The 21559-nt window shown below is 63.3% G+C and carries 21 protein-coding genes; 10 read left to right on the top strand and 11 right to left on the bottom strand.

Translation table 11 applies throughout. The features are described from left to right. Positions 1 to 145 precede the first annotated feature (145 nt). A complete protein-coding gene (locus tag NKK50_RS18735; RefSeq protein WP_023819274.1) occupies positions 146 to 1678 on the bottom strand; it encodes a YifB family Mg chelatase-like AAA ATPase in 1533 nt (510 codons plus the stop codon). Between the two features lie 248 nt (positions 1679 to 1926). Continuing rightward, positions 1927 to 2991: a glycosyltransferase gene (locus NKK50_RS18730; RefSeq protein ID WP_155923590.1), complete on the bottom strand. Its 1065-nt coding sequence runs from the start codon at positions 2989 to 2991 to the stop codon at positions 1927 to 1929. Between the two features lie 184 nt (positions 2992 to 3175). Here NKK50_RS18730 and NKK50_RS18725 point away from each other — a divergent pair, with 184 nt between their 5' ends. After that, positions 3176 to 4249 (top strand): glycosyltransferase family 2 protein, encoded by a 1074-nt coding sequence (locus NKK50_RS18725; protein ID WP_023673180.1) that lies wholly within the window; start codon positions 3176 to 3178, stop codon positions 4247 to 4249. Positions 4250 to 4341: 92 nt separating this feature from the next. On the opposite strand, the gene gshB is transcribed toward NKK50_RS18725, so the two are convergent. From gshB to NKK50_RS18710, 3 genes are all read right to left on the bottom strand, one after another. Next, positions 4342 to 5295: a glutathione synthase gene (gene gshB / locus NKK50_RS18720; protein WP_352543743.1), complete on the bottom strand. Its 954-nt coding sequence runs from the start codon at positions 5293 to 5295 to the stop codon at positions 4342 to 4344. 134 nt (positions 5296 to 5429) lie between these two features. Next, positions 5430 to 5804, bottom strand: coding sequence for a GtrA family protein (locus tag NKK50_RS18715; protein WP_023703819.1), 375 nt, complete (start codon positions 5802 to 5804; stop codon positions 5430 to 5432). 4 nt (positions 5805 to 5808) lie between these two features. After that, positions 5809 to 6813, bottom strand: a complete 1005-nt coding sequence (locus tag NKK50_RS18710; protein WP_023673183.1) for a glycosyltransferase — start codon at positions 6811 to 6813, stop codon at positions 5809 to 5811. 124 nt (positions 6814 to 6937) lie between these two features. On the opposite strand from NKK50_RS18710, the gene NKK50_RS18705 reads away from it, so the two are divergent. The 8 genes from NKK50_RS18705 to NKK50_RS18670 all read left to right on the top strand — a co-directional run bounded on the left by NKK50_RS18705 (position 6938) and on the right by NKK50_RS18670 (position 16122). Further along, positions 6938 to 8737, top strand: coding sequence for a GtrA family protein (locus NKK50_RS18705; RefSeq protein ID WP_352543742.1), 1800 nt, complete (start codon positions 6938 to 6940; stop codon positions 8735 to 8737). 100 nt (positions 8738 to 8837) lie between these two features. Then, positions 8838 to 10187, top strand: coding sequence for a putative bifunctional diguanylate cyclase/phosphodiesterase (locus tag NKK50_RS18700; RefSeq protein WP_023681311.1), 1350 nt, complete (start codon positions 8838 to 8840; stop codon positions 10185 to 10187). A 169-nt stretch (positions 10188 to 10356) separates the two neighbouring features. Continuing rightward, complete coding sequence (locus NKK50_RS18695; RefSeq protein ID WP_023741333.1) at positions 10357 to 11124, top strand: SDR family NAD(P)-dependent oxidoreductase; 768 nt, start codon at positions 10357 to 10359, stop codon at positions 11122 to 11124. Between the two features lie 5 nt (positions 11125 to 11129). Further along, the gene (locus NKK50_RS18690; protein ID WP_031246042.1) at positions 11130 to 12074 is read left to right on the top strand and encodes a 2-dehydro-3-deoxygalactonokinase; all 945 of its coding nucleotides are present in this window, start codon (positions 11130 to 11132) and stop codon (positions 12072 to 12074) included. A 22-nt stretch (positions 12075 to 12096) separates the two neighbouring features. Then, entirely contained in the window at positions 12097 to 12738 is a 642-nt protein-coding gene (locus NKK50_RS18685) for a 2-dehydro-3-deoxy-6-phosphogalactonate aldolase (RefSeq protein WP_023741331.1), read from the top strand. Beyond that, positions 12738 to 13613 carry an SMP-30/gluconolactonase/LRE family protein gene (locus tag NKK50_RS18680; RefSeq protein WP_352500146.1) on the top strand — a complete coding sequence of 292 codons (876 nt, stop codon included), beginning with the start codon at positions 12738 to 12740 and terminating at the stop codon, positions 13611 to 13613. Before NKK50_RS18685 ends, NKK50_RS18680 begins: the two co-directional genes overlap by 1 nt. Before the next feature lie 103 nt (positions 13614 to 13716). After that, complete coding sequence (locus NKK50_RS18675) at positions 13717 to 14778, top strand: D-alanine--D-alanine ligase family protein (protein WP_023696052.1); 1062 nt, start codon at positions 13717 to 13719, stop codon at positions 14776 to 14778. A gap of 90 nt (positions 14779 to 14868) precedes the next feature. Next, positions 14869 to 16122 carry a low temperature requirement protein A gene (locus NKK50_RS18670; protein ID WP_352500145.1) on the top strand — a complete coding sequence of 418 codons (1254 nt, stop codon included), beginning with the start codon at positions 14869 to 14871 and terminating at the stop codon, positions 16120 to 16122. Between the two features lie 18 nt (positions 16123 to 16140). Here the strand turns inward: NKK50_RS18670 and NKK50_RS18665 are convergent, their stop codons facing one another. The 4 genes from NKK50_RS18665 to NKK50_RS18650 all read right to left on the bottom strand — a co-directional run bounded on the left by NKK50_RS18665 (position 16141) and on the right by NKK50_RS18650 (position 18480). Beyond that, positions 16141 to 16428: a DUF1330 domain-containing protein gene (locus NKK50_RS18665; RefSeq protein ID WP_023687489.1), complete on the bottom strand. Its 288-nt coding sequence runs from the start codon at positions 16426 to 16428 to the stop codon at positions 16141 to 16143. A 13-nt stretch (positions 16429 to 16441) separates the two neighbouring features. Further along, complete coding sequence (gene pyrF / locus NKK50_RS18660) at positions 16442 to 17155, bottom strand: orotidine-5'-phosphate decarboxylase (RefSeq protein ID WP_023825814.1); 714 nt, start codon at positions 17153 to 17155, stop codon at positions 16442 to 16444. Next, a complete protein-coding gene (locus tag NKK50_RS18655) occupies positions 17152 to 17748 on the bottom strand; it encodes an NADPH-dependent FMN reductase (protein WP_023701964.1) in 597 nt (198 codons plus the stop codon). Before NKK50_RS18655 ends, pyrF begins: the two co-directional genes overlap by 4 nt. Before the next feature lie 120 nt (positions 17749 to 17868). Beyond that, the gene (locus NKK50_RS18650; RefSeq protein WP_023687486.1) at positions 17869 to 18480 is read right to left on the bottom strand and encodes a LysE family translocator; all 612 of its coding nucleotides are present in this window, start codon (positions 18478 to 18480) and stop codon (positions 17869 to 17871) included. A 122-nt stretch (positions 18481 to 18602) separates the two neighbouring features. Here NKK50_RS18650 and NKK50_RS18645 point away from each other — a divergent pair, with 122 nt between their 5' ends. Further along, positions 18603 to 19511 carry a LysR family transcriptional regulator gene (locus tag NKK50_RS18645; protein WP_023732769.1) on the top strand — a complete coding sequence of 303 codons (909 nt, stop codon included), beginning with the start codon at positions 18603 to 18605 and terminating at the stop codon, positions 19509 to 19511. Positions 19512 to 19607: 96 nt separating this feature from the next. Here the strand turns inward: NKK50_RS18645 and pmtA are convergent, their stop codons facing one another. Further along, positions 19608 to 20213 carry a phospholipid N-methyltransferase PmtA gene (gene pmtA, locus NKK50_RS18640; protein ID WP_023681321.1) on the bottom strand — a complete coding sequence of 202 codons (606 nt, stop codon included), beginning with the start codon at positions 20211 to 20213 and terminating at the stop codon, positions 19608 to 19610. A gap of 117 nt (positions 20214 to 20330) precedes the next feature. Further along, complete coding sequence (gene dnaJ, locus NKK50_RS18635; RefSeq protein WP_023681322.1) at positions 20331 to 21461, bottom strand: molecular chaperone DnaJ; 1131 nt, start codon at positions 21459 to 21461, stop codon at positions 20331 to 20333. Positions 21462 to 21559 lie beyond the last annotated feature (98 nt).

The raw sequence follows: 21559 nt of genomic DNA, 5'->3' as shown, positions 1-21559 counted from the left end.
GTGAAGTGCGGCGACTCCCTTCGGACGACACTACAAGCAATGTCATTGCAGAGGCCCCTTCTCGGCTCGGCTCCAAAAAGATCGACCATTCTTCGGCGACCCCCACCCTGCCGCTTCGGGGCCACCTTCCCCTCAAGGAGGAGCGTTACGCCGCCTGCGCTACCCGCTCCGACATCATGCGGTAGGAAATCGCCTCGGCCAGGTGAATTCGGCCGACGGTTTCGCTGGCGTCGAGGTCAGCCAGTGTGCGCGCCACTTTGAGCACGCGGTGATAGGCGCGCGCGGAAAAGCCGAGTTTCTCGCTGGCGTCTTTCAGCAGCGACAGGCCGGCGGCATCCGGCATCGCGATGTCCTCGATAACAGAAGGCGAGCAATGGGCGTTGGTGGTGGCGCTGGTAACGCCCAGCCGCTCGAAACGTTCGCGCTGGATGGTGCGGGCGCGCGCCACGCGCTGGGCAACGGCGGCACTTTTCTCCGCTCGGTCGGGCCGGATCAGGTCGGCGGCCGAGACCGCCGGTACCTCGATCCTGAGATCGATGCGGTCGAGCAGCGGGCCGGAAATGCGCGCCTGGTAGTCGGTGCGGCAGCGCTCACCGCGCAGGCAGCGATAGCCGGGCTCGCCGGCCATGCCGCAACGGCACGGGTTCATCGCCGCCACCAGCTGGATGCGCGCTGGATAGGTGACGCGGTGGTTGGCGCGCGCGATCATGCAGTCGCCGGTCTCCAGTGGCTGGCGCAGCGCATCCAAGGTCTGCGGCGTGAATTCGGGAAACTCGTCGAGGAACAGGACGCCGTTATGGGCAAGCGATACTTCGCCCGGCCGCGCCCTGATGCCGCCGCCGACCATTGCCGCCATCGAAGCCGAATGGTGCGGGGCGCGGAACGGCCGCCGGTCGGTGAGCTTGCCTTCGCCGAGCTCGCCGGCCACCGAGGCGATCATCGAGACTTCAAGAAGTTCCTTGGGCGCCAGTGGCGGCAGAATTGAAGGCAGCCTCTGCGCCAGCATCGATTTTCCCGAGCCGGGAGGCCCGACCATCAACAGATTGTGGCCGCCGGCCGCCGCCACTTCCAGCGCCCGCTTGGCGCTTTCCTGGCCCTTGATGTCTGAAAGGTCGGGCAGGTCGCGGGCCGAGACATGGATGCCGGGCTCGGGCCGCGACAGCACCTGCGTGCCGCGAAAATGATTGGCGATGGCAATCAGGCTGCGCGGCGCCAATATGTCGAAATCCTTGCCCGCCCAGGCCGCTTCCGGCCCGCAGCCGAACGGGCAGATCAGGCCTTTTCCCTCGGCATTGGCGCCGATCGCCGCCGGCAGCGCACCGGCGACCGTGGCAATGGTGCCGTCGAGCGACAATTCTCCGAGCACGACATAGGAGGCCAGCATGTCGCCCGGAATGGCGCCAAGGGCGGCCATCAGGCCGAGCGCGATCGGCAGATCGTAATGGCTGCCTTCCTTGGGCAGATCGGCCGGAGCGAGGTTGACCGTCACCTTCTTCGACGGCATCGACAGCCCCGACGCATGCAGTGCCGCCTGCACGCGCTCGCGGCTTTCGGCCACCGCCTTGTCGGCCAGCCCGACGATCTGCATGCCGACCTTGCCCGGCGCGATCATCACCTGGACATCGACCGGTACGGCCTCGATGCCCTGGAAAGCAACCGTGCGAACCCGCGCCACCATCTTGCTCTGCCCCCGGATATCGGCTCGCCTCGGCCTTGTGGTTCAGACCGCGAGCGACGTCAGGACAAGACAACCATAGATTTCAGGCCAAGACAAGAACATTACAGGAACATGCATTCGTGGTGGTTGCAGCGCGCTGTGCCGGTTGCAAAAACGGAAGATGGTTGAGCAAAATGGAACGGCTGCTCCGCCTCCTCGACCGCGTTAACAAGGCGACTAGGCCCTTCGGCAATCTGAGGGTGTTGCTTCTAAACGGTGATGAAGGCATCGACCGAACCTGAAAGCGATCGATCGATCGCGACCTGCGGTGGAAGCCACTCCATGACAGGATATCTGAAAGGCCAAGGCAGGGCGATCCGGCGCGAAGAGCCGCTCTCCAGAAAAATCTCGTTTACAAGGTCTATGAACCGCCCGCGGTCTCGTTCGATTCGTTTCAAAGTTTGCGAACGAATGTAATCCCGGGGAATTCGTCGCTCCTTCAGCGCTAAGACAGCCTCCGCGATGGATCGAGGATCGGGTGGAACTGTAAGCGAATAGTCGTCATCCAGATAAAGGTCTCGGCCGCCATGGTTCGGCGTCGTGACCACTGGAAGCCCCGCGAGAAGATATTCCGTGCTTGCGAACATTGGTCCTTCCAGGTGAGAGAGACAGATTCCCACGGCTGCACGATTTAGATGCGTGTTCACCTGAGCCGGTGCCAATCGGACAGGCTTGCCGGTGCCGTCAAACTCGTTGATAAAGACGTGATGCGGCGCGAGCTCCCTATGCCGATTTATTCGCGCTCTTTCCGACTCCGTCGTGGAGGATCCGCTTGAATCTCGATAGAAGACAAATGCGCAACGCTGGATGCCAAGCGACAAGTCATGGCGCTTCCACGGAGCCAGCTGCGCATTGTAGATTGCATCAAATTCTACAGGGACGTCATCGAGAGGCCTGAATATGTGTTCGGAGGTTGTTGACGTCTTGTTGTGCAGGACGGCGGCCTCGCCGGACTGGTTCAACAGATCAGCCTCTGGCTGAGTGTTGGAAAGGAAGATTAGCGAGTGACGGGGGTTCTTGAGTCTATGCAGAACGGCATAGGTCCGGATGGTTTTGACGCTAGCACTGTTTTCGATGGACCAGGTTGGCGAGATGAGAAACCAGGCGCGGTGGCTGCGTGGACGGAAAGGCATATGACTTGCTAATCCGAGCGGCGTACCGGACATTCCCGAATAGGATATGAACGGATCGTCCGACAGCAAACTGGCCTGAAGAGCAGGTTGCGACTTCGCGGAAGGGTGCCCTTTTCTGAGGTTGTGGCCATGACGCAGCATGGCTCTGACAATCTCGAATTTGGTAGGAGGGCGATACCCGTGCTGTAGGGTCAACATGCGGCAATTGTGATCTTGAGTGCGGAGAAAAACTCGCTTCGATAGAGAGAAATTTGGCAAAGAAACACCGCCAGTTGATCGACGGAATATCTCAGGCGATCAAATCTGGTGTACGGAGAAGCGCCTCTTGAAAGAAAACATCGTCCCAAGCGGAGCTGGTTCTCACATCGCGCTACCAACCGTATCCGTTTGCGTAGGCTGTTTCAATCAAGAGGCATTCATCGACACTGCGATCCGATCCGTAGCGGCGCAGACATACACTGCGTTCGAATGCGTGGTGGTCGATGATTTTTCGACCGACGGTTCCCGCCGAAGGATTGAAGAGTGTCTGTCCCAGCTTGGCGACAGTCGTTTCCGCTTTCTGCCCCGACTGCAAAATGGCGGGCAGTTGACAGCAATGATGACCGGGCTTGACGCGACAGCCGGGCCCCTGATCTCCTTTCTTGACGGTGACGATGCTTGGCATCCTGACTTCATAGAATGCCATGTGAGAGCGCATCTCAGCCAAACCCGTATCGCGGCAATGTCGAGCTCCGATGAGGTGGTGATAGATACGGCCGGCAACCTGCTTGCGGGCGGTCATCCCGTATTCCACCTGAACGACCCGCGATCGATGCCGAAAATGAGCGGCTACCTGCATGTCGACACCGAAGCTGACCCGACATTATTATTTATTGATCGGGGTACCGTGGGTTGGTTTTGGTCAACCACATCGGGGATGATGTTTCGTCGAGCTCCGCTTGAAATCATGCGTCCATCCGATCCGGACGAAATAAAGATATGTGCCGATGGTTATATGGCTCGTGCCGCCCATATGATCGGCGGAACCGTGAGGATTGGGCGGGCTCTTGGCAGTTATCGGCTTCACGGCGGCAATGGCTGGGCGGACGGGCGCATCCTGGGTACCGGAGTTGGCCTCGGCAGGATGTCGCCTGATACTGAAATAGCGATACGGCGGGCACTGGCCAATCGTTGGTGCGAAGTGGCGCCGGGACTGGCGCATTTAATCTCCCGCCACTCAATGCGCAGGACCTTGGTCGACCTGATCGGACTGTCTGCGGCTTTTGCATTGCTGGAAAAGAACTCCGATGCGGGTTTTCTGCTGAAAGACTGGGCAACACCACAGCGAAAATTGCAGACCAGACTTATCGGTCTCCTTCCTCCGAAACTGAGGCCTCGGCGCTTCCGGGACATAGTTTGATTTGATGAGCCGCTTGCTCGGCAGTCTTACCCGATAAAGAGCATCTTTCGATGCTTCTCTGGACCCACCAAAGTCCTCCGTAGCAACGCACACTACGCGGCCAAATTCCGCCGCTTCGCCTCTACCGCGTCCCAGAACAGGCTGGCGATATCCGCGCCGCCAAAGCGTTGCACTTCGCGCACGCCGGTTGGCGAGGTCACGTTGATCTCGGTCATGTAGTCGCCGATAACGTCGATGCCGACGAGGATGAAGCCGCGTGCTTTCAGGGACGGCCCGATGCGGGCGCAGATCTCGCGTTCGCGTGTCGTCAGCTCGGTCTTTTCGGCACGGCCGCCGACATGCATGTTGGAGCGCGAATCATGGTCGGCCGGTACCCGGTTGATGGCGCCGACCGCTTCGCCGTCGATCAGGATGATGCGCTTGTCGCCCTTGCGCACGTCCTTGAGATAGCGCTGGACGATATAGGGCTCGCGCGACAGTTGGGCGAACATTTCGAGCAGTGAGGCGAGGTTGCGGTCGCCCTCCTTGAGATGGAAGATGCCGGCGCCGCCATTGCCGTAGAGCGGCTTGACGATGATGTCGCCGAATTCCTTGCGGAAGGCCGCGACCTCCTGGGGATCCTTGGTGATCAGCGTTTCGGGCATCAGATCGGGGAATTCGGTGACGAAGATCTTTTCCGGGCTGTTGCGCACCCAGGCCGGGTCGTTGACGACCAACGTCTTCGGGTGAATGCGCTCCAGAATGTGCGTGGTGGTGATGTAATTCATGTCGAAGGGCGGATCCTGGCGCAGCAGGATCACATCCATCTCCGACAGGTCGGTGCGCACCTTGTCGCCCAGCGTATAATGATTGCCCTTCTCATCGCGGAGCTTCATCTCTTCGATGCGGGCAAACACCTTGCCGCCCAGCATCGACAGCCGGTCGGGCGTGTAGTGGAACAATTGGTGGCCGCGCCGCTGCGCCTCCAGCGACAGCGCAAAGGACGTGTCGCCGGCGATCGAGACGGTGGAGACATGGTCCATCTGGACGGCGATCTTCAGGGTCATCTTCTGGTCTCCAGCGGGTCGAGCAAGTCCAGGAAAAGTGCGTAGTGGTTTTCCGTCCGGAATTGCGGCAAGGCAAGTCGCCGATATACGGAACTTGGCGGCTTCTGCCAATCGCGCTTGCTTGGCCCAGACCTTTACCGGTCGAAGACCAGCCGGGAGTAACCGAGGAAGGACAGCGCCATGGCGACCGGCGAGGCGACGGCAAGTGCCGCCAGCGGCGGCATTGCCGGCAGCGCGAACAGGATGGCGCAGTAGACGAGATAGTTGACAATGCTGGTGGCGATGCCGACGCCGCCATAGCGCGCGCCCTCCTGCGCCACGCCGCGGCTCGACGGCGAAAAGGTCAGGTGCCGGTTGATCTGCCAGGTGACGCACAGCGCAAAGCCGATCGACAGGACACGGGCGACGAAGGGACCGAGCGGCGTCACCGCCAAGAACAGCCAGAGCGCCGCGGCATCGGCGACGAAACCAACGCCGCCGGCCAGGACGAAGCGGGCGAGCCGGCTCACGGCCTCAGGCGGCCCGGGGCGTCTTGCCCGGTTCGGCCTTCGCTGTTTCGCTCGTGCGTTCGCGCCGTTCGACCCGGCCCGACGGGACGGAGAGATAGAAAATGCGCTTCTGCTCGGCGCGTCCGCGCGATACCGAATCGAGGATCAGTCCGGTCACCATCGCAAGCATCGACAAGAGCAGCAGGCCGACCGACAGCACCCAGGTCGGCATGCGCGGCACGAGGCCGGTCTGGGCGAATTCGATCAGCACCGGCGTCATCAGGGTAAGGCTCGATGCCAGGAAGAAAATCGCGAAGGCGCCGAAGAAGCGCAGCGGCTGCGTCTCCTTCATCAGCATGGCGAACATCCACAGGATCCTGGCGCCGTCGCGATAGGTCGACAGCTTCGACGACGATCCCTCAGGCCGGCGGCCATAATCGAGCGCGATCTCGCTCACCGGCAGTTTCAGCTGCGAGGCATGCACCGACATTTCGGTCTCGATCTCGAAGCCGCCGGAAACGGCGGGAAAGCTCTTGACGAAGCGCCTCGAGAAGACGCGGTAGCCGGAGAAGATGTCGGTGAAGTCGGCGCCGAACAGCCGCTTGTAGAGGCTATTGAAGATGCGGTTGCCGAAGGCATGGCCGGAACGGCCGGCATCGTCGGTGACGCCGCGCCTGGTGCCCACCACCATGTCGCAGCGCTCGGTCTGCAGGATGTTGATCAGCAGCGAGGCATCTTCCGGCGCATAGGTGCCGTCGCCATCGGCCATCAGATAGATGTCCGCATCGATGTCGGCGAACATGCGCCGCACGACATTGCCCTTGCCCTGGCGCGGCTCGCGGACGACGATGGCGCCCGCTGCGCGCGCCTTGAGCGCGGTCAAATCCCTGGAATTGTTGTCATAGACATAGATGTCGGCCGATGGCAGCGTCTCGCGAAAGCGCCGCACCACCTCGGCGATGGTCAGTTCCTCATTGTAGCAAGGCAGGAGCACGGCAATGGCCGGCTCGTGGCGGACTTCGTGCGGCATTTCCGTCTCCCGACACCCGGCGGAGCCTCCGGCCGCGCTCATATGCGGACTCGCTCAGGCGACTTTACTATTTATTGAAGCTGTTAAGGCTAGGTTTAAGGCCGCAGTCTTTCCGACGAAGGTCATGATGATGAACGCAGCCAAGGCGGGTGCTTCCTCCTGGAAGTCCGATATGACGCTGGCGCTGCTTGCCATGCTGGTGGTGCTGGCCGTCAATGCCGCCACGGGATTTCGCGAATTGAGCAATGCCGGCGGCGACAATGACAGCCTGCTGCGGCTGGTCGAGGTTCGCGACATGCTGGCCGGCCAGGGCTGGTTCGACCTGCATCAGTACAGGATGGGGCCGGAAGGCGGTTTCGTCATGCACTGGTCGCGGCTGGTCGACGCACCGCTCGCCGCCATCATCCTCGCCGCCTCGGCGCTGACCGGCAGCATGGCCATGGCCGAAGTGATCGCACAGGTGCTGTGGCCGTCGCTGCTGTTTTGCCTGGCGGTGTTTTTTACAGCCCGTGCGGCACGCAGCTTCGCCGGCGTCGGCGCCGTGCTGCCCGCTATCGTCATCGGCGCGGCGGCGCTGCATTTCATCGGCATTTTCTTGCCGGGTGCGCTCGATCATCACAATGTCCAGCTGACGCTGACCATGGCCAGCCTCAGCCTGCTGCTCGAGGCGCCGACGCGTCGCTGGGCGGCCCTGACTTCCGGCCTGTGCGCGGCCCTGACGCTGGCCGTCGGCATGGAAACCGCGCCCTATGTCGCCACCATCGGCGCCTGCATCGCTTTGCTGTTCGTCGTCGATCCCGGCGGCGAACGCCGGATCGCCAGGGATTTCGGTCTCGGCTTTGCCGGGGTTTCAGCCCTCGTCTTCGTCACCACCATCCCGCCATCGGCCATGGGCCAGCCGCAGTGCGATGCCTTCTCGGCTGTGCAGTTCGTGGTGGCGGCAATCGCCGGACTGGGGCTTGCCGCCGTGACGTCGCTCACGGTGTCCAATGGCACGGCCAGCCGCCGCCTGATCTCGCTTAGCCTGCTCGCGCTTGGGCTGGGCGCCGTCATCGTGGCGCTGTTTCCGCAATGCCTTGCGGCTCCCTACGCAAACCTCGATCCGCGCCTCAAGGAATTGTGGCTCGATCACATCGACGAGGCGCAGTCGCTGTTCAGTATTGCCGTCAATGAGCCGGCGTCGCTGGCGGCGCGCTATGTCACGCCGCTGGTGGCGATCGCGCTGATGGCGCTTCGCCTGCGCGGACCATGGCGCCGCCAGGACATCCTCGTCGGCGCCTTGCTGGTCGGCGCCTTCATCGTCAGCGCCTGGCAGGTCCGCGGCTCGACATTCTCGATCGCCTTTGCCGTCATCCCGCTGTCGGCCTGGATCGCAAGCTGGCGCGAACGGGCGAGGATCAGCCCTGCGCGCAGCGTATCGCTGCGCATGGCGGCGGTCTGGCTGGTGTCGGTGAATGCCGTCTGGGCCGGCGCTGCCGCCGCGACGTCGAACGTATTCGAGGCCAGCAAGGTCTCGGTCGAGGCACAGGACACCGACAGCGATCCGTCCTGCGAGCGCAAGGCCTCCTTCGCGGCGTTGGCCCGGCTGCCGGACACCACGGTGCTTGCCATTTCCAATCTCGGCTCGCCCATCCTTGCATATTCCGGGCACCGCGTCTTTGCCGGCCCCTATCATCGCAACATCGCCGGCGATCTGCTTGCGCTCGATGCCTTCCTCGGATCGGCGGACCAGGCGGGGACGATCGCAGCGACTCATCACGTCGGCCTGGTGGCGCTGTGCCGCGGCAGCGCCGAAAGCAAGGTGCTCGCCGCCAAGGCGCCGCAAGGCTTCCTGGCCGGGCTGATGCAGGGAAGCGTCCCCGATTGGCTCGAACCGGTGGCCGAAACGCGCGGAACCCCGGTCGAACTCTACCGCGTCCGCTAAAGCATCATTCGCCAGCGAAAAATCGATTTCGCGATACGCTTCCTAAACGCTTTGCTGCCAGTCTCAGCCTAAATTTCGGGCGTCACAAACAGGGATACCGATGCAAACGACGTTTGGCACCGGGCAGGCAAGCAGGGAAAACTCGGATCTGGCGTTCACCGATGCGCTGACCGGGCTTGGCAACCATCGCCGCTTCTTCGACAAGGTCGATCGCCTGATCAGCGACCGTGCAGACGATCCCGCGCCGTTCACGGTCGGCATTCTCGACCTCGACGGCTTCAAGCCGATCAACGATCTGTTCGGCCACAAGGCCGGCGACGACATATTGATCCAGGTGGCGATGCGGCTGCGCGCCTCGATGGACAGCCACTCCACCGTCTGCCGCATCGGTGCCGACGAATTCGCCTTCCTCTACCCGATGGTGTTCTCGGAGGAGGCGGCGGCCGAGAAGTCGCGCATGATGATCGAAATCCTGTCGGCGCCCTACGATGTCGGCGAACGCACCGCCAGGCTTTCGGCCTCGGTCGGCTGCTCGCTGTTTTATTCCGGCGACGAAACCACGGAAATCCTCGTCAACAAGGCCGAAACGGCGCTCTACCACGCCAAGCGTTCGGGCCGTGGCCGCGTCGTCGTCTACACCCGCGAAATGGAAGAGGCGGCCAAGCGCGTCACCCGCATCGAACAGGCGCTGCGCCGTGCCGTCTCGGCCGGTGAGGTCGAACCGCATTTCCAGCCCATCGTCGATTTGACCACCCGCCGCACCATCGGCTTCGAGACGCTGGCGCGCTGGACCGATCGCGACCTCGGCGTGGTGCCGCCGACCGTGTTCATCCCGATCGCCGAAGAGCGCGGCATCATCGGCCCGCTATCGCAGCTGGTGCTGCGCAAGGCGACCGAAGCGGCGCGCAGCTGGCCGAAGGACCTGTTCCTGTCCTTCAACCTGTCGCCCTCGCAGCTCGTCGACCAGAACACCGGCCTGCACATATTGTCGATCCTCGACCGCACCGGCTTCGATCCGCGACGGCTGGAGATCGAGATCACCGAAACCGGCCTGATGAACGATCCGGCCTCGGCCGAGAAGATCGTCGAGGACCTGCGTCGCGTCGGCATCCGAGTCTCGCTCGACGATTTCGGCACCGGCCAGTCCTCGCTCGGCCGCTTGCGCGAATTCCATTTCGACAAGCTCAAGATCGACCGCGCCTTCGTCTCCTCGATCCTCGACGACCGCCCGTCGGAACACATCATCCGCGCCATTCTGGCCATGTGCGAAGGGCTCGGCATGGATGTCGTCGCCGAAGGCATCGAGGAGGAGGCGCAGGCCGACCGCCTCGTCCAGTTCGGCTGCGCCGGCGGACAGGGCTATCTCTTCGGCAAACCGGTCGATGCCGACGCCACGCTCGGCTACCTCCGCGATTCCTACCGCGGCGCCCTCTACGCCAAGGCAGTCTGACCGGCGGTCTGGCCTGCGTCGAGCAGGTCAGCGGCGCGAGCCAAGATCGACTGTGGCCGCCATCTTGCGGCCTTTTGTCTGACATAAGCCAATCAAATCGCCGTTTTCGCCCTTGCTCCCCGGACTTGGCTGGATAGGATGCGCGCCGACCGGACCGGGAGATGAAGATATGATGCCATCGGCCGATTTTGCCGACCTCAGGGGAGCCTCGGTGCTGATCACCGGCGGCGGTTCCGGAATTGGTGCGGCACTGACCGAGGGCTTCGTTCGCCAAGGCGCCCATGTCGCCTTCATCGACATCGCCGATGGCCCAAGCACGCTGCTTGCCGACCGCGTCGAAAAAGAACTTGGCCGGCGACCGCTCTACCTCAAGACCGATTTGCGTGACGTCGAGGCGTTGCGCGCTTCGGCCGCCAAAGCGGCTGAGGCGCATGGCGACGTCACCGTGCTGGTCAACAATGCCGCATGGGACGAACGCCACGACGTCGCCGACGTTACCGTCGAGTTCTGGGACAACAATCTCGCCGTCAATCTGCGCCCGCATTTCTTCACCGCACAGGCGGTGGCGCCGGGCATGAAGCGGGCCGGCGGCGGGTCGATCATCAACTTCACCTCGACCTCCTATCTGATCAACCATCCTGATATGCCGGCCTACACCGCCGCCAAGGCCGGCATTCTGGGCCTCACCAAGGGGCTGGCCGGCAAGCTCGGCGTCGACGGCATTCGCGTCAACGCCGTTGCGCCGGGCTGGGTGATCACCGACCGGCAAAGGGAACTCTGGGTCACCGAGGAGAGGCTCGCCGCCCATGTCGCCAAGCAATGCATCAAGCAGGTCATGCAGCCCGACGACATCGTCGGCACGGTGCTGTTCCTGGCCTCCGACGCCTCGCGTATGCTGACGGCGCAGATGTTGATCGTCGACGGGGGTTTCCTGTGAGCCCGGTGAATCAAAATCCGGCAAAAGGCACGCCGGCAGTCGCCACCGTCGACTGGGGCACGACCCGCATGCGGGTCTGGCTGGTCGACGAGGCGGGCGGGGTGCTTGCCGAGCGTCGCGGCGATGATGGGTTGATCACCGCGCAGCAAAAAGGCTTTTCGACCATCCTCGAGGGCCATCTGGCGGCGCTCGGCGCACCTGACACACTGCCGGTCATCATCTGCGGCATGGCCGGCTCGCGCCAGGGTTGGCTGGAAGCGCCTTACGTCACCGTGCCGGCGCCGCTCAGTGCCATCCTCGCGGGGGCCGCCCGCATTCCCGGCCAGCGCCGCGACATCCGCATCGTGCCTGGCCTGGCGCAGCGCCTGGAAGATGCGCCGGACGTAATGCGCGGCGAGGAAACCCAGCTTGCCGGCGCCGGTTTGCCGGCAAAAGGTCGCCATCTCGTCTGCATGCCCGGCACCCATTCGAAATGGGTTCTGGTCGAAGACGGCGCGGTCGACGGCTTCTGCACCTGGCCGACCGGCGAGCTGTTTTCGGTGCTGGCCACTCACTCGATCCTGCGCCATTCGCTGGGCGAGAGCCCGAAGCCGGTCATTCCGGACAATCCGTTCTTTCAGGAATGGTGCCGCAAGGCTTTGGCCGAGGGCGGCGATGTCACCTCGCGGCTGTTCTCGATCCGCGCCGCCGGCCTGCTGCAGGACCTCAAGGCTGACGATGCCGCCGCTTGCCTGTCCGGCCTGCTGATCGGCGGCGAGATCGCCTCGGCGGGCCGCCGCTATGGCGAAAGCACCACCGCAATCGTGCTGGTCGCCTCGGGGTCGCTAGCAGCCCTCTACCGCCAGGCGCTCGACCTTGCAGGGCTTGCCGTCAGGACAGTCGACGCCGACGAGGCGGTGCGTGCCGGCCTTATCGAGGCAGCGCGGGAAAATGGCATGATCGCCAAATGACTCACCAGAGTGGAGTGACAGCGTGACCCAGACCGCCCCCTTCCCGAAGCTCAAGCGTGGTCTTATCGCCATTCTGCGCGGCCTCAAACCCAGCGAGGCGGTTGCCATCTGCCAGGCGCTGTTTGACGCCGGCATCGAAGCTATCGAGGTGCCGCTCAATTCGCCGGAGCCGTTTTCATCGATCGCCAGCATTGTCACCGCAGTGCCCAAGACAACGCTGGTCGGCGCCGGCACGGTGCTGACTTCAGCCGATGTCGACGCCCTGGCCAAGGCCGGCGGGAGGCTGCTGGTCAGCCCCAACATCGATGCCGAAGTCATGGCCCGCGCCATGCACCATGGCATGGTGACGATGCCAGGCGTGTTCACCCCCACCGAAGCTTTTCAGGCGATTAGGCTTGGGGCTTCGGCGCTCAAATTCTTCCCGGCAAGCGTGCTCGGGCCCAGCGGCATTTCGGCGATGCGGGCCGTGCTGCCGGCCGATACCGTGGTCGGCGCCGTCGGCGGCGTTTCCGACAAAGACTTTGCCGGCTACAAAGCCGCTGGGGTGACTGCTTTTGGTCTTGGCTCCAGCCTGTTCAAACCCGGCATGAGCGTCGACGAGGTGGCCTCGCGCGCGCAGGCGGCGGTGACGGCCTGGGATGCGGCCTTCGGCGGAGCGGCATGATGGACAAGGTTTCGGTTTTTTCGGACCATGTCTGTGAACTCGGCGAGGGGCCGAGCTACGATCCCGCCACCGACACGCTGTTCTGGTTCGACATCGTCAACGGGCTTTTGCTGGAGCAGGGTGTCACGTCCAGCGCGCGGAAGGTCCATGAGCTCGGCCAGATGGCCAGCGCCATCGCCATTATCGACGACAATCGCCAGCTCATCGCCACCGAGACCGGCCTGCATGTCCGCGACGTCTCGACCGGCAAGCTGACGCTGCATACGCCTATCGAGGCCGACAATGCGCTGACCCGCTCCAACGATTCGCGCGTCCACCCTTGTGGCGCCTTCTGGGTCGGCACGATGGGCAAGGGTGAGGAGAAGGGCGCGGGCGCCATCTACTGGTTCTTCAAGGGAGAATTGCGCACGCTTTACACCGGCATCACCGTGTCGAACTCGATCTGTTTCTCGCAGGATGGAACGATCGCCTACTACACCGATACCTCGACCGGCCTGTTGATGCGCGTCGCCTGCGATCCGGCAACGGGTCTGCCGATCGGCGAGTCCAAAGTGTTCGTCGACCATCGCTCGTCCAAGGGCTTTGTCGACGGCTCGGTCGTTGATCGCGACGGCGTGCTGTGGAACGCCGTCTGGGGCGGCAAGGCGGTCAAGGCCTATTCGCCAGATGGCACATTGTTGCGCGAAATTGCCGTGCCGGCGGGGCAGTCCTCGTGCCCGGCCTTTGTCGGGGCCAAGGCCGATCGGCTGGCGGTGACCTCGGCCTGGAAAGGCAAGGACGACAAGCAGCGCAAGCTCGACCCACAGGCCGGCATGACCTTCCTGCTCGACATCCCCGTCAACGGCCGCTTCGAGCCGCGCGTGGTCATCGCCTGAGCGTACCGGTTGTCGTGCAGGCGGCGGGCGCGGGTCGATTTCGCGCAAGCCGATCGCATTGGCCGTGCGATGGTGTGGCTGCATCACCGAGAAGCTTTGACCCATGCCGCGCCCGACCTTGATCCTCGTCCACGAGCCGGAAAAGGCCTGTTTCGACAGGCTGGTCGCCGACGGCTTTCCCGCCGAGCGCGCCTTGGAAATCTCGTCTTATCTGGCGCAGTCGACCGATCTCGCTCCTGAGTTCGATCAACTGGCGACCGCTTGTGAAAAGCGCGGCCTCGCCTTTATGCCGGTTGCACTCGACGATGCGGCAAGCGCGCTGGCGAAGGCCGATCCCGCAACCACGCTGGTCTGGACGCTGACCGACGGCATTGCCTATTTCCGCGGTGCTGCAGCGCCCGCACTTGCCAGGCTGAATGGGCTTAGAACCATCGGAGCCGACGATGCGCTGTTCGCGATTTGCCAGGACAAGTTCCGTTCCGGCGCCGTGCTTTGCGCGCTCGGCCTGCCGGCGCCGCAGGCAGGCCTGGCCCGCGACGGCCGCTGGCTGGCCGACCCGCCAGCTTCGGAAGCCGGCTGGTTCGTCAAGCCGAACCGGCTCGGCTCCAAGGTAGGCATCTGGCCGGATTCACGCTGCAACGACCTGGCCCATGCGCTGGAGCTTAGCCGGCGGGTCTATGCCGCTTATCGCGACGATGTCGTCGTCCAGCCCTATGTCGGCGGTCGCAATGTCCGCGCCAGCTTCCTTGGGCTGCAAACGGATGCCGGGGCGGAAGCGCTCGGCGTTGCATTCGTCGACTCCGGCGGCGATTTCCAGACCATGGCGGACTCGATGGCGCTTTACGGCGACACCGGCGAGGCCGCCAAGGCGGCTGGACTATACAGCGAGCCGGTGCTGGAGGCGGTTGCCGACACCCAGCCGGCAGCCGCGGCAACCATCCGCCGCATCGCCGAGCGGCTGGTCAGCGGGCTCGGCCTGCGAGACGTGTTTTCCCTCGATTTCAGGGTCGAGGCTAACGACCATGTCCACCTCATCGAGTTCGAGGTCTGTCCCGGCCTGCCCTGCTTCGATTTCCGCGCCTATTGCCTGATGCAATGGGGCATGACGCTGGCCGATGCGGTTGCCGAGACGGCGGCGAACCGACTGAACCGACAGGCGATCTGAACGGTCGAGGGACCAGCGCGACCTACCGCGCCTTGACGGCTTTTGCTCCACCTTTAGTGTCGCGGGACAGTCCTCAGGCAAGGCCGCGCGATGAGCACACCAGCAAGCTCCCTCCACCATCACATCAGGCGCATGGCCGGGCGCGATCCGCACGAGGCGCATCGCGTCGCCACGCCGCTCGAGCTGCTGTTCGATCTGACCTTCGTCACCGCCTTCAGCCTTGCCTCGTCGCAACTGGCGCATGCCTTGGCCGAGGGCCACTACGCGGCGGCGCTGATCGGCTTCGGCTTTGCCAGCTTCGCCATCTGCTGGGCGTGGATCAATTTCTCCTGGTTTTCCTCCGCCTATGACACCGACGATTGGATCTTCCGCCTCGTCACCATGGTGCAGATGATCGGCGTGCTGGTGCTGGCCATCGGCCTGCCGCGCATGTTCGCCTCGATCGAGCATGGCGAACACCTCAACAATTCGGTGATGGTGCTGGGCTACGTCATCATGCGCGTCGCCATGATCTTCCAATGGCTGCGCGCGGCGCGGCAGGACCCTGGGCGGCGGCGTGCCTGCCTGACCTACGCCGTCGCCATTGCGATCGCCCAGATCGGCTGGGTGGTGCAGATACTGGTCGATTTCTCGCTGGAGACCAGCCTGGCTTTCGGCGCCATCCTGGTTCTCATCGAGCTTGCCGGGCCGGCGATCGCCGAGCGCAGGGATGGCGGCACGCCCTGGCACGCGCACCACGTCGCCGAGCGCTACAGCCTGTTCGCCATCATCGCGCTGGGCGAAGGGGTGGTCGGCACGCTGGCGACGCTGTCGGCCGTGGTCGAGGAGCAGGGCTGGAACCTCGATGCCGCCTTGATCGGCATTGCCGGAATGGGTCTCACCTTCGGCATGTGGTGGGTCTATTACATGCTGCCCTCGGGGACGGTGCTGCACCAGCACCGCAATCGCTCTTTTATCTGGGGCTATGGCCAGATGCTGATCGTCGCTGCCATCGTCGCCACCGGCGCCGGGCTGCATGTCGCGGCCTATTTCATCGAGCACAAGACCCATATCGGCCCGGTGGCGACGCTGCTGTCAGTTGCCATTCCGCTAGGCGTGTTCCTGGGGGCGATCTACGCGCTGTATTATTATCTCGTCCAGCGCTTCGATCCCCTCCATGTCTGGCTGCTGGCGGGAACGGCTGCGCTCGTCGCACTTGCCATCATCGCCGCCCTTGCCGGCGTCGACATGGCGGTCTGCCTCATCTTACTGACGCTAGCGCCGGCCGTCACCGTTGTCGGCTATGAGCTGTCGGGGCACCGCCATCGACTGGAGGTGCTGGCGCAGGAGGAAGCGCCGCACTGAGCAGAGCAGCTTCGCGCGTCAGATACCCTCGACCAGCACGATCTCCCCATCGGCTACTTTCTGACGGATGGCGACGGCGCGCTGGTACTCCGGCGAGTGGTAGCAATCGTGCGCCGCGCTGAGCGATTCGAACTCGATAATGACATTGCGGGCGCGGCCAGCCCCCTCGGCCTTTTCATGCTCACCGCCACGGGCAAGGAACTTCACGTCGAAACGGTCGAAAGCGAGCTTGGCGGCAGCGACATAGTCCTTGTAGCCTTCGGCGTCGCGCACATCGACGCGGGCTATCCAGTATCCCTTGGGCATTTTCTTCTCCTCGTTACGCGGCGCGCATCTCTTCCAGTATGGCTTCCGCCGCCGCGCGCCTGTCGCTTGCCGCCACGATCGGCCTGCCGACCACGAGATGGCTGGAGCCGTTGCGGATCGCCTGGCCGGGCGTCACCACGCGTTTCTGGTCGCCATGGTCGCTGCCCTTGGGCCGTATCCCCGGTGTCACCACCGCCAGGTCGGGTCCGACGATGCGGCGCACCGCTTCCGCCTCCTCGGCCGAGCAGACGACGCCGCCCATGCCGGCATGCAGCGCCTGTTCGGCGCGCCTCAGCACCAGCGTGTGCGGGTCGTATTCATAGCCGGCGTCGATCACGTCCTGCTCGTCCATCGAGGTCAGCACGCTGACCGCCAGCAGGCAGAGGTCGCTGCCCCTGGCGGCCTCCACCGCGGCTCGCATCGCCTTGGGATAGGCGTGGATGGTCAGCATGGTCATGCCCATGCGCACGATGTTCTCGACACCCTTCGCCACGGTGTGGTCGATGTCGAGCAGCTTCATGTCGAGGAAGATTTTCGTGCCGCCGCTGGCCAACTCCCTGGCGAAGTCGAGCCCGCCGGCGAAGGCCAGCTGATAGCCGATCTTGTAGAAGGAGACGACGCCTCCGAGCTCCTGCACCGCCTGTTCGGCCTCTTTCACCGTCGGCACGTCGAGGCCGACGATCAGCCTGTCTCTCATGGTATGGGCCTGCATGGCTGTGGAAATCATGCCCCGGTCCGGGTCGATAGCATGCGCGAGGTTTCGATCAGCGTGCGGCATAGGTGCTCCATCGATTTGGTCAGTCTATCATCCCTGAAATTGCCGTCGCCGTCGAAGGCACTGCCGCCATCGGATACCGAGCATTCCGGCGTCACCATCTCCAGCTGGCAGCGCACCAGCACGGCGCGCAGATGGTTGATGCAGCGGATCCCGGCGAAATGTCCGTTCGAAGACGAGCACAGGCCGGCGACCTTGCCGACAAATGGCCTCACCGGCCAGCCGCCATCGAGGCGCACCCGGCTTACCCAGTCGATCGTGTTCTTGAGCAGTGGCGGGATCGAGCCATTATATTCCGGCGTCGCGATCAGTAGCCCGTCATGGGCGGCGATCAGCCGGCCGAGCTTCACGGCGTTGTCGGGAACGCCTTTTTCCTTTTCGAGGTCCTCGTCGATGATCGGCAGCGGATAGTCGGCCAGCGAAATGCGCGTCACCTCGGCGCCTTGCATGGCCAGCTCCTTCTGCGCCACATCGGCGGTCCTGCCGCTGAAGGCGCCGCTGCGCACCGAGCCGGCGAAGACGAGGATTTTCGCGATCACAGCCATTGGCCACTCTTGTTCCCGGACAGGTACAGCCAGAGGCTGCGCAAATCAACGCACTGGCTCAAAAAACGGAAACGATCGGGGGGCAAGCGCGCGAAGGTGTGCCGAGCAGCTGGGCTATTGCTAGTGGGTGACCGCAATTCTTGCACTCAGCGCGATGAGTGCAACTCCGAGCAAGGCATCTATCGGCCTGCGGACGCTGCCATATACCGACCGAACCCTTCTTGTGGAGAACATTAGCGCGACAAGCCCAAACCACGCCATCGCGACCAGCCCGATTATGGCCAGCGACACTGCCTGGACCCAGATCGGAGCCTGCATCGGCAATACCGATATGAACAGGCTCGCGAAGAACGCGGCCGTCTTCGGATTTGTAATTCCGACAACGAATCCGCTTCGCCAAGGAGCCGTAGTCTCTGCGCCACCGACGGCCAGCGGTGGCCGCGCCTGCCAAGCCGACAAAAGGATCTTGCTGCCCAGGTAACCGAGATACACGGCACCGGCGATCCGGACGGCAAGGTGAGCCCATGCAATCTGCGTCAGTACGAGGCCCAGGCCACACATCGCGAGAGCCGCCCACACCATGATCGCTGCGGCAATGCCAAGCGCCACATGGAACCCCGCGCGACGGCTGATCAGCGCATGGGAAGTCACGGCTACAAAATCGGGTCCTGGGCTCATGGCGCCGAGCAGGAAGACCGAAGCAAGGGTCAGGAATTGCGGAAGGTAGCTCATGCGATACTCCAGTTTCAGTCTCGTCGTACTGCACGCCTGCATGCCGGAGAGGCCAGGAAAGCCGCTCGCCGATTTCGAGGGTCGTTTCCCTCACCTTCACAAAACCTACAGCGCTCTTTAATATGAGCGAAATGAAAGATATTTCGGCAGCCATGAACAAGGCTAATATCAACATCACGATGGTGCGCGTCCTGACATCGCTCAGCGAGACGCGCAGCTTCACCAAAACCGCCGAGCGGCTCTGTCTTTCTCAATCGGCCATAAGCCATGCAATGAAGGCGCTGGAGGAGATCGTTGGCGCGCCCCTCGTCATACGTGATCGGCGCGGTGTCGCTTTCACCGCAACCGGCGAGGCGGCTTTGGACGCGGCGCGCGCCGCTTTGCATGCTTTAGGCCGTCTTGTCGGCCTACGGGAACACTCCATCAAAGGCAGAGTACGGCTCGCGCTGGTCAGCAGCGCCTCGGTAAAGATTGCTCCATATGCGTTGAACATTACTTCCGTCCGGCACCCGGAGCTTGCTGTCGAACTGCTCTTGGGCACGGATACCGAGGTGGCGGAGTGGGTCGATCGCGGTGCCGCCGATATTGGACTGTCCTACATCGCCGGCAATTGCCAAGCCGAGGAACTTGTCGACGACGAACTCTTTGTGGCGTCATCGCAAAAGAACTCAGTCCAAGGCGGGTCATTTCCGATCCGCGCTCTCGACGGCCAGCCATTCATTATGTCGAGCGGCGGCTGCGGACCAATGCTTGCCGAATTGTTCCAGGATTTTGGCGTTGCGCCAGTTGTCATCCTGTCGGCGAGCGATATGGCGGCGCTGCTTGCTCTGGTTGGGGCCGGGCGCGGTTTGTCGATTGCGCCAGGCCTGGCGTTTCCGGCCGATTGGCAGCGAACCGTCGCGAGGCGTCCTCTTGAGCCGCGTGCGCGTCGGCCTCTGCTGCTTCTGTTCTCCAGCAGCGCCGAAGCAACGGCCGTGCGGGCCATGTGCGCGGCGATCAGAGAGGTCGCCGCGAGTTTGCGAGCCGGATAACAGTCAAGGATGTGGATCGACCCTCAATCGAGCTTCCTTCGGGAGACGTCGATCCTCTACAAGGCGCCAGAGACTTCTTCGGCTCTCGATACCAAGCTAATGCGCTTCGCGCCGGTAGATCCACAGCTGCGTCGGCGGGATGTTGCGGAAGATGAAGTCGAAATGCTTGACCGTGTAATTGCCGCGGCCGGGCGGGATCGGCGACAACGGCCCATAGGTCAGCTGCACGATCGGCCGTCCAACCGGGATGCGGTCTAGCAGGCTTTCAATATAGGCGATCCGCTGTGCGACCGGGAAATTGAGCAGCGGCACGCCGGAGACGACGGAATCGAAAACCATACCGCTCTTCTCGCCAAGCGTGGCGTTGAGATTGAAGGCATCGCCCTCGATGACGTTGACGCCGGGATAGAGCTGGCGCAGATGGCGCACGAAATCGGTGGAATATTCGACCGCGTAGAGGTTTTCGGGCTTAACGCCCTGGGCGAGGATTGCACGCGTGATGACGCCTGTGCCGGGGCCGACTTCAAGCACCGGCAGGCCCGACTTCGGATTGACGATGGAAGCCATCTTGCGGGCGGTGACGGAGCTTGTCGGCACGATCGAACCGACCGACTTCGGCTTGTCGATCCAGCCTTTGAAGAATTTGAGTTCGTCGTCGAACTTTTCCGCCAGCGCCTTCCGCAATCCCGGACCACGTGCCATGCAAGTTCTCCTCAACACTCCCCGAACGCTACTTAGCAGCTAACAGGTCCAAGGCAAGGCGCGATCTGGCATAAGATGTTGATGACGTTCGGGAAGCGTGGCGGCCTTGGTTTGGGTTCAGTGCTCGCCGAAGGATTCGAAAAAGTCCTTCATGCGGGCGAAAAAGCCGCTCGACTGGGGCGAATTGTCCTTCGACGACAGCTGCTCGAACTCTTCCAGCAACTCGCGCTGGCGGCGCGACAGATTTTGCGGCGTTTCGACCGCGGTCTGGATATAGAGGTCCCCGACATTGGGCTGGCGCAGCACCGGCATGCCCTTGCCCTTGAGGCGGAACTGGCGGCCGTTCTGCGTGCCTTCGGTCACTTTCACCTTGGTCTGACTGCCGTCCAGCGTCGTCACCTCGAACGAGCCGCCAAGGGCGGCCGTCGTCATCGATATCGGCACCTTGCAGTAGAGATCGGCGCCGTCGCGCTGGAAGAATTCATGCGGCTTCACCGCCAGAAAAATATAGAGGTCGCCCGATGGGCCGCCGCGCAGGCCCGCCTCGCCCTCATTGGCAAGCCGGATGCGGGTGCCGTCCTCGATGCCGGCCGGGATATTGACCGACAGCGAGCGTTCCTCGGTGACACGGCCCTGGCCGGCGCATTTCGGGCACGGGTCCTTGATCGTCTGGCCGCGGCCTTGGCATTGCGGGCAGGTACGCTCGATCGAGAAGAAGCCTTGCGTCGCCCGTACCTTGCCGTGGCCATGGCACATCGAGCAGGTCACCGGCTGGGTGCCGGGCTTGGCGCCGGTCCCGGAGCATTCCGTGCATGAGATCGAGGCCGGCACGCGGATTTGCGCGGTCTTGCCGGCAAACGCTTCTTCCAGCGTGATTTCCATATTGTAGCGCAAATCGGCGCCACGCTCGCGGCCGCCCGACGAGCGGCGCTGGCGCCCGCCCATCATGTCGCCGAAAATATCCTCGAAAATGTCGGCGAAGCCGCCGGCGCCAAAACCTTGCGCGCCGCCATTCATGCCGCCCTGCTCGAAGGCGGCGTGACCGAAACGGTCATAGGCCGCGCGCTTCTGCGGGTCCTTCAGCGTTTCGTAGGCTTCGTTGATTTCCTTGAACTTGTGCTCGCAGGAGTGATCGCCGGGATTGCGGTCGGGATGGAACTGCATGGCCAGCTTGCGGAAAGCGCTCTTGAGCTCCTTCTCGTCGGCGCCCTTTTGCACGCCCAGCGTCTCGTAGAAATCAGCTTTCATCTTTTCCCGCAGTCCGGATGCTCAACGTCTTGATGCATGTTGCGTCGTTTGCCGGCACGTTGTCTCGATTTAGGAGCGGTGCTGCCCGGATGCTAGGG

Origin of the sequence: Mesorhizobium sp. M0001 (genome assembly GCF_040324255.1) — a bacterium.
Taxonomy (GTDB): Bacteria; Pseudomonadota; Alphaproteobacteria; order Rhizobiales; family Rhizobiaceae; genus Mesorhizobium.
The sequence above is the reverse complement of the archived record's forward strand: the minus strand, read 5'-3'. Positions and strand labels throughout refer to the sequence as shown.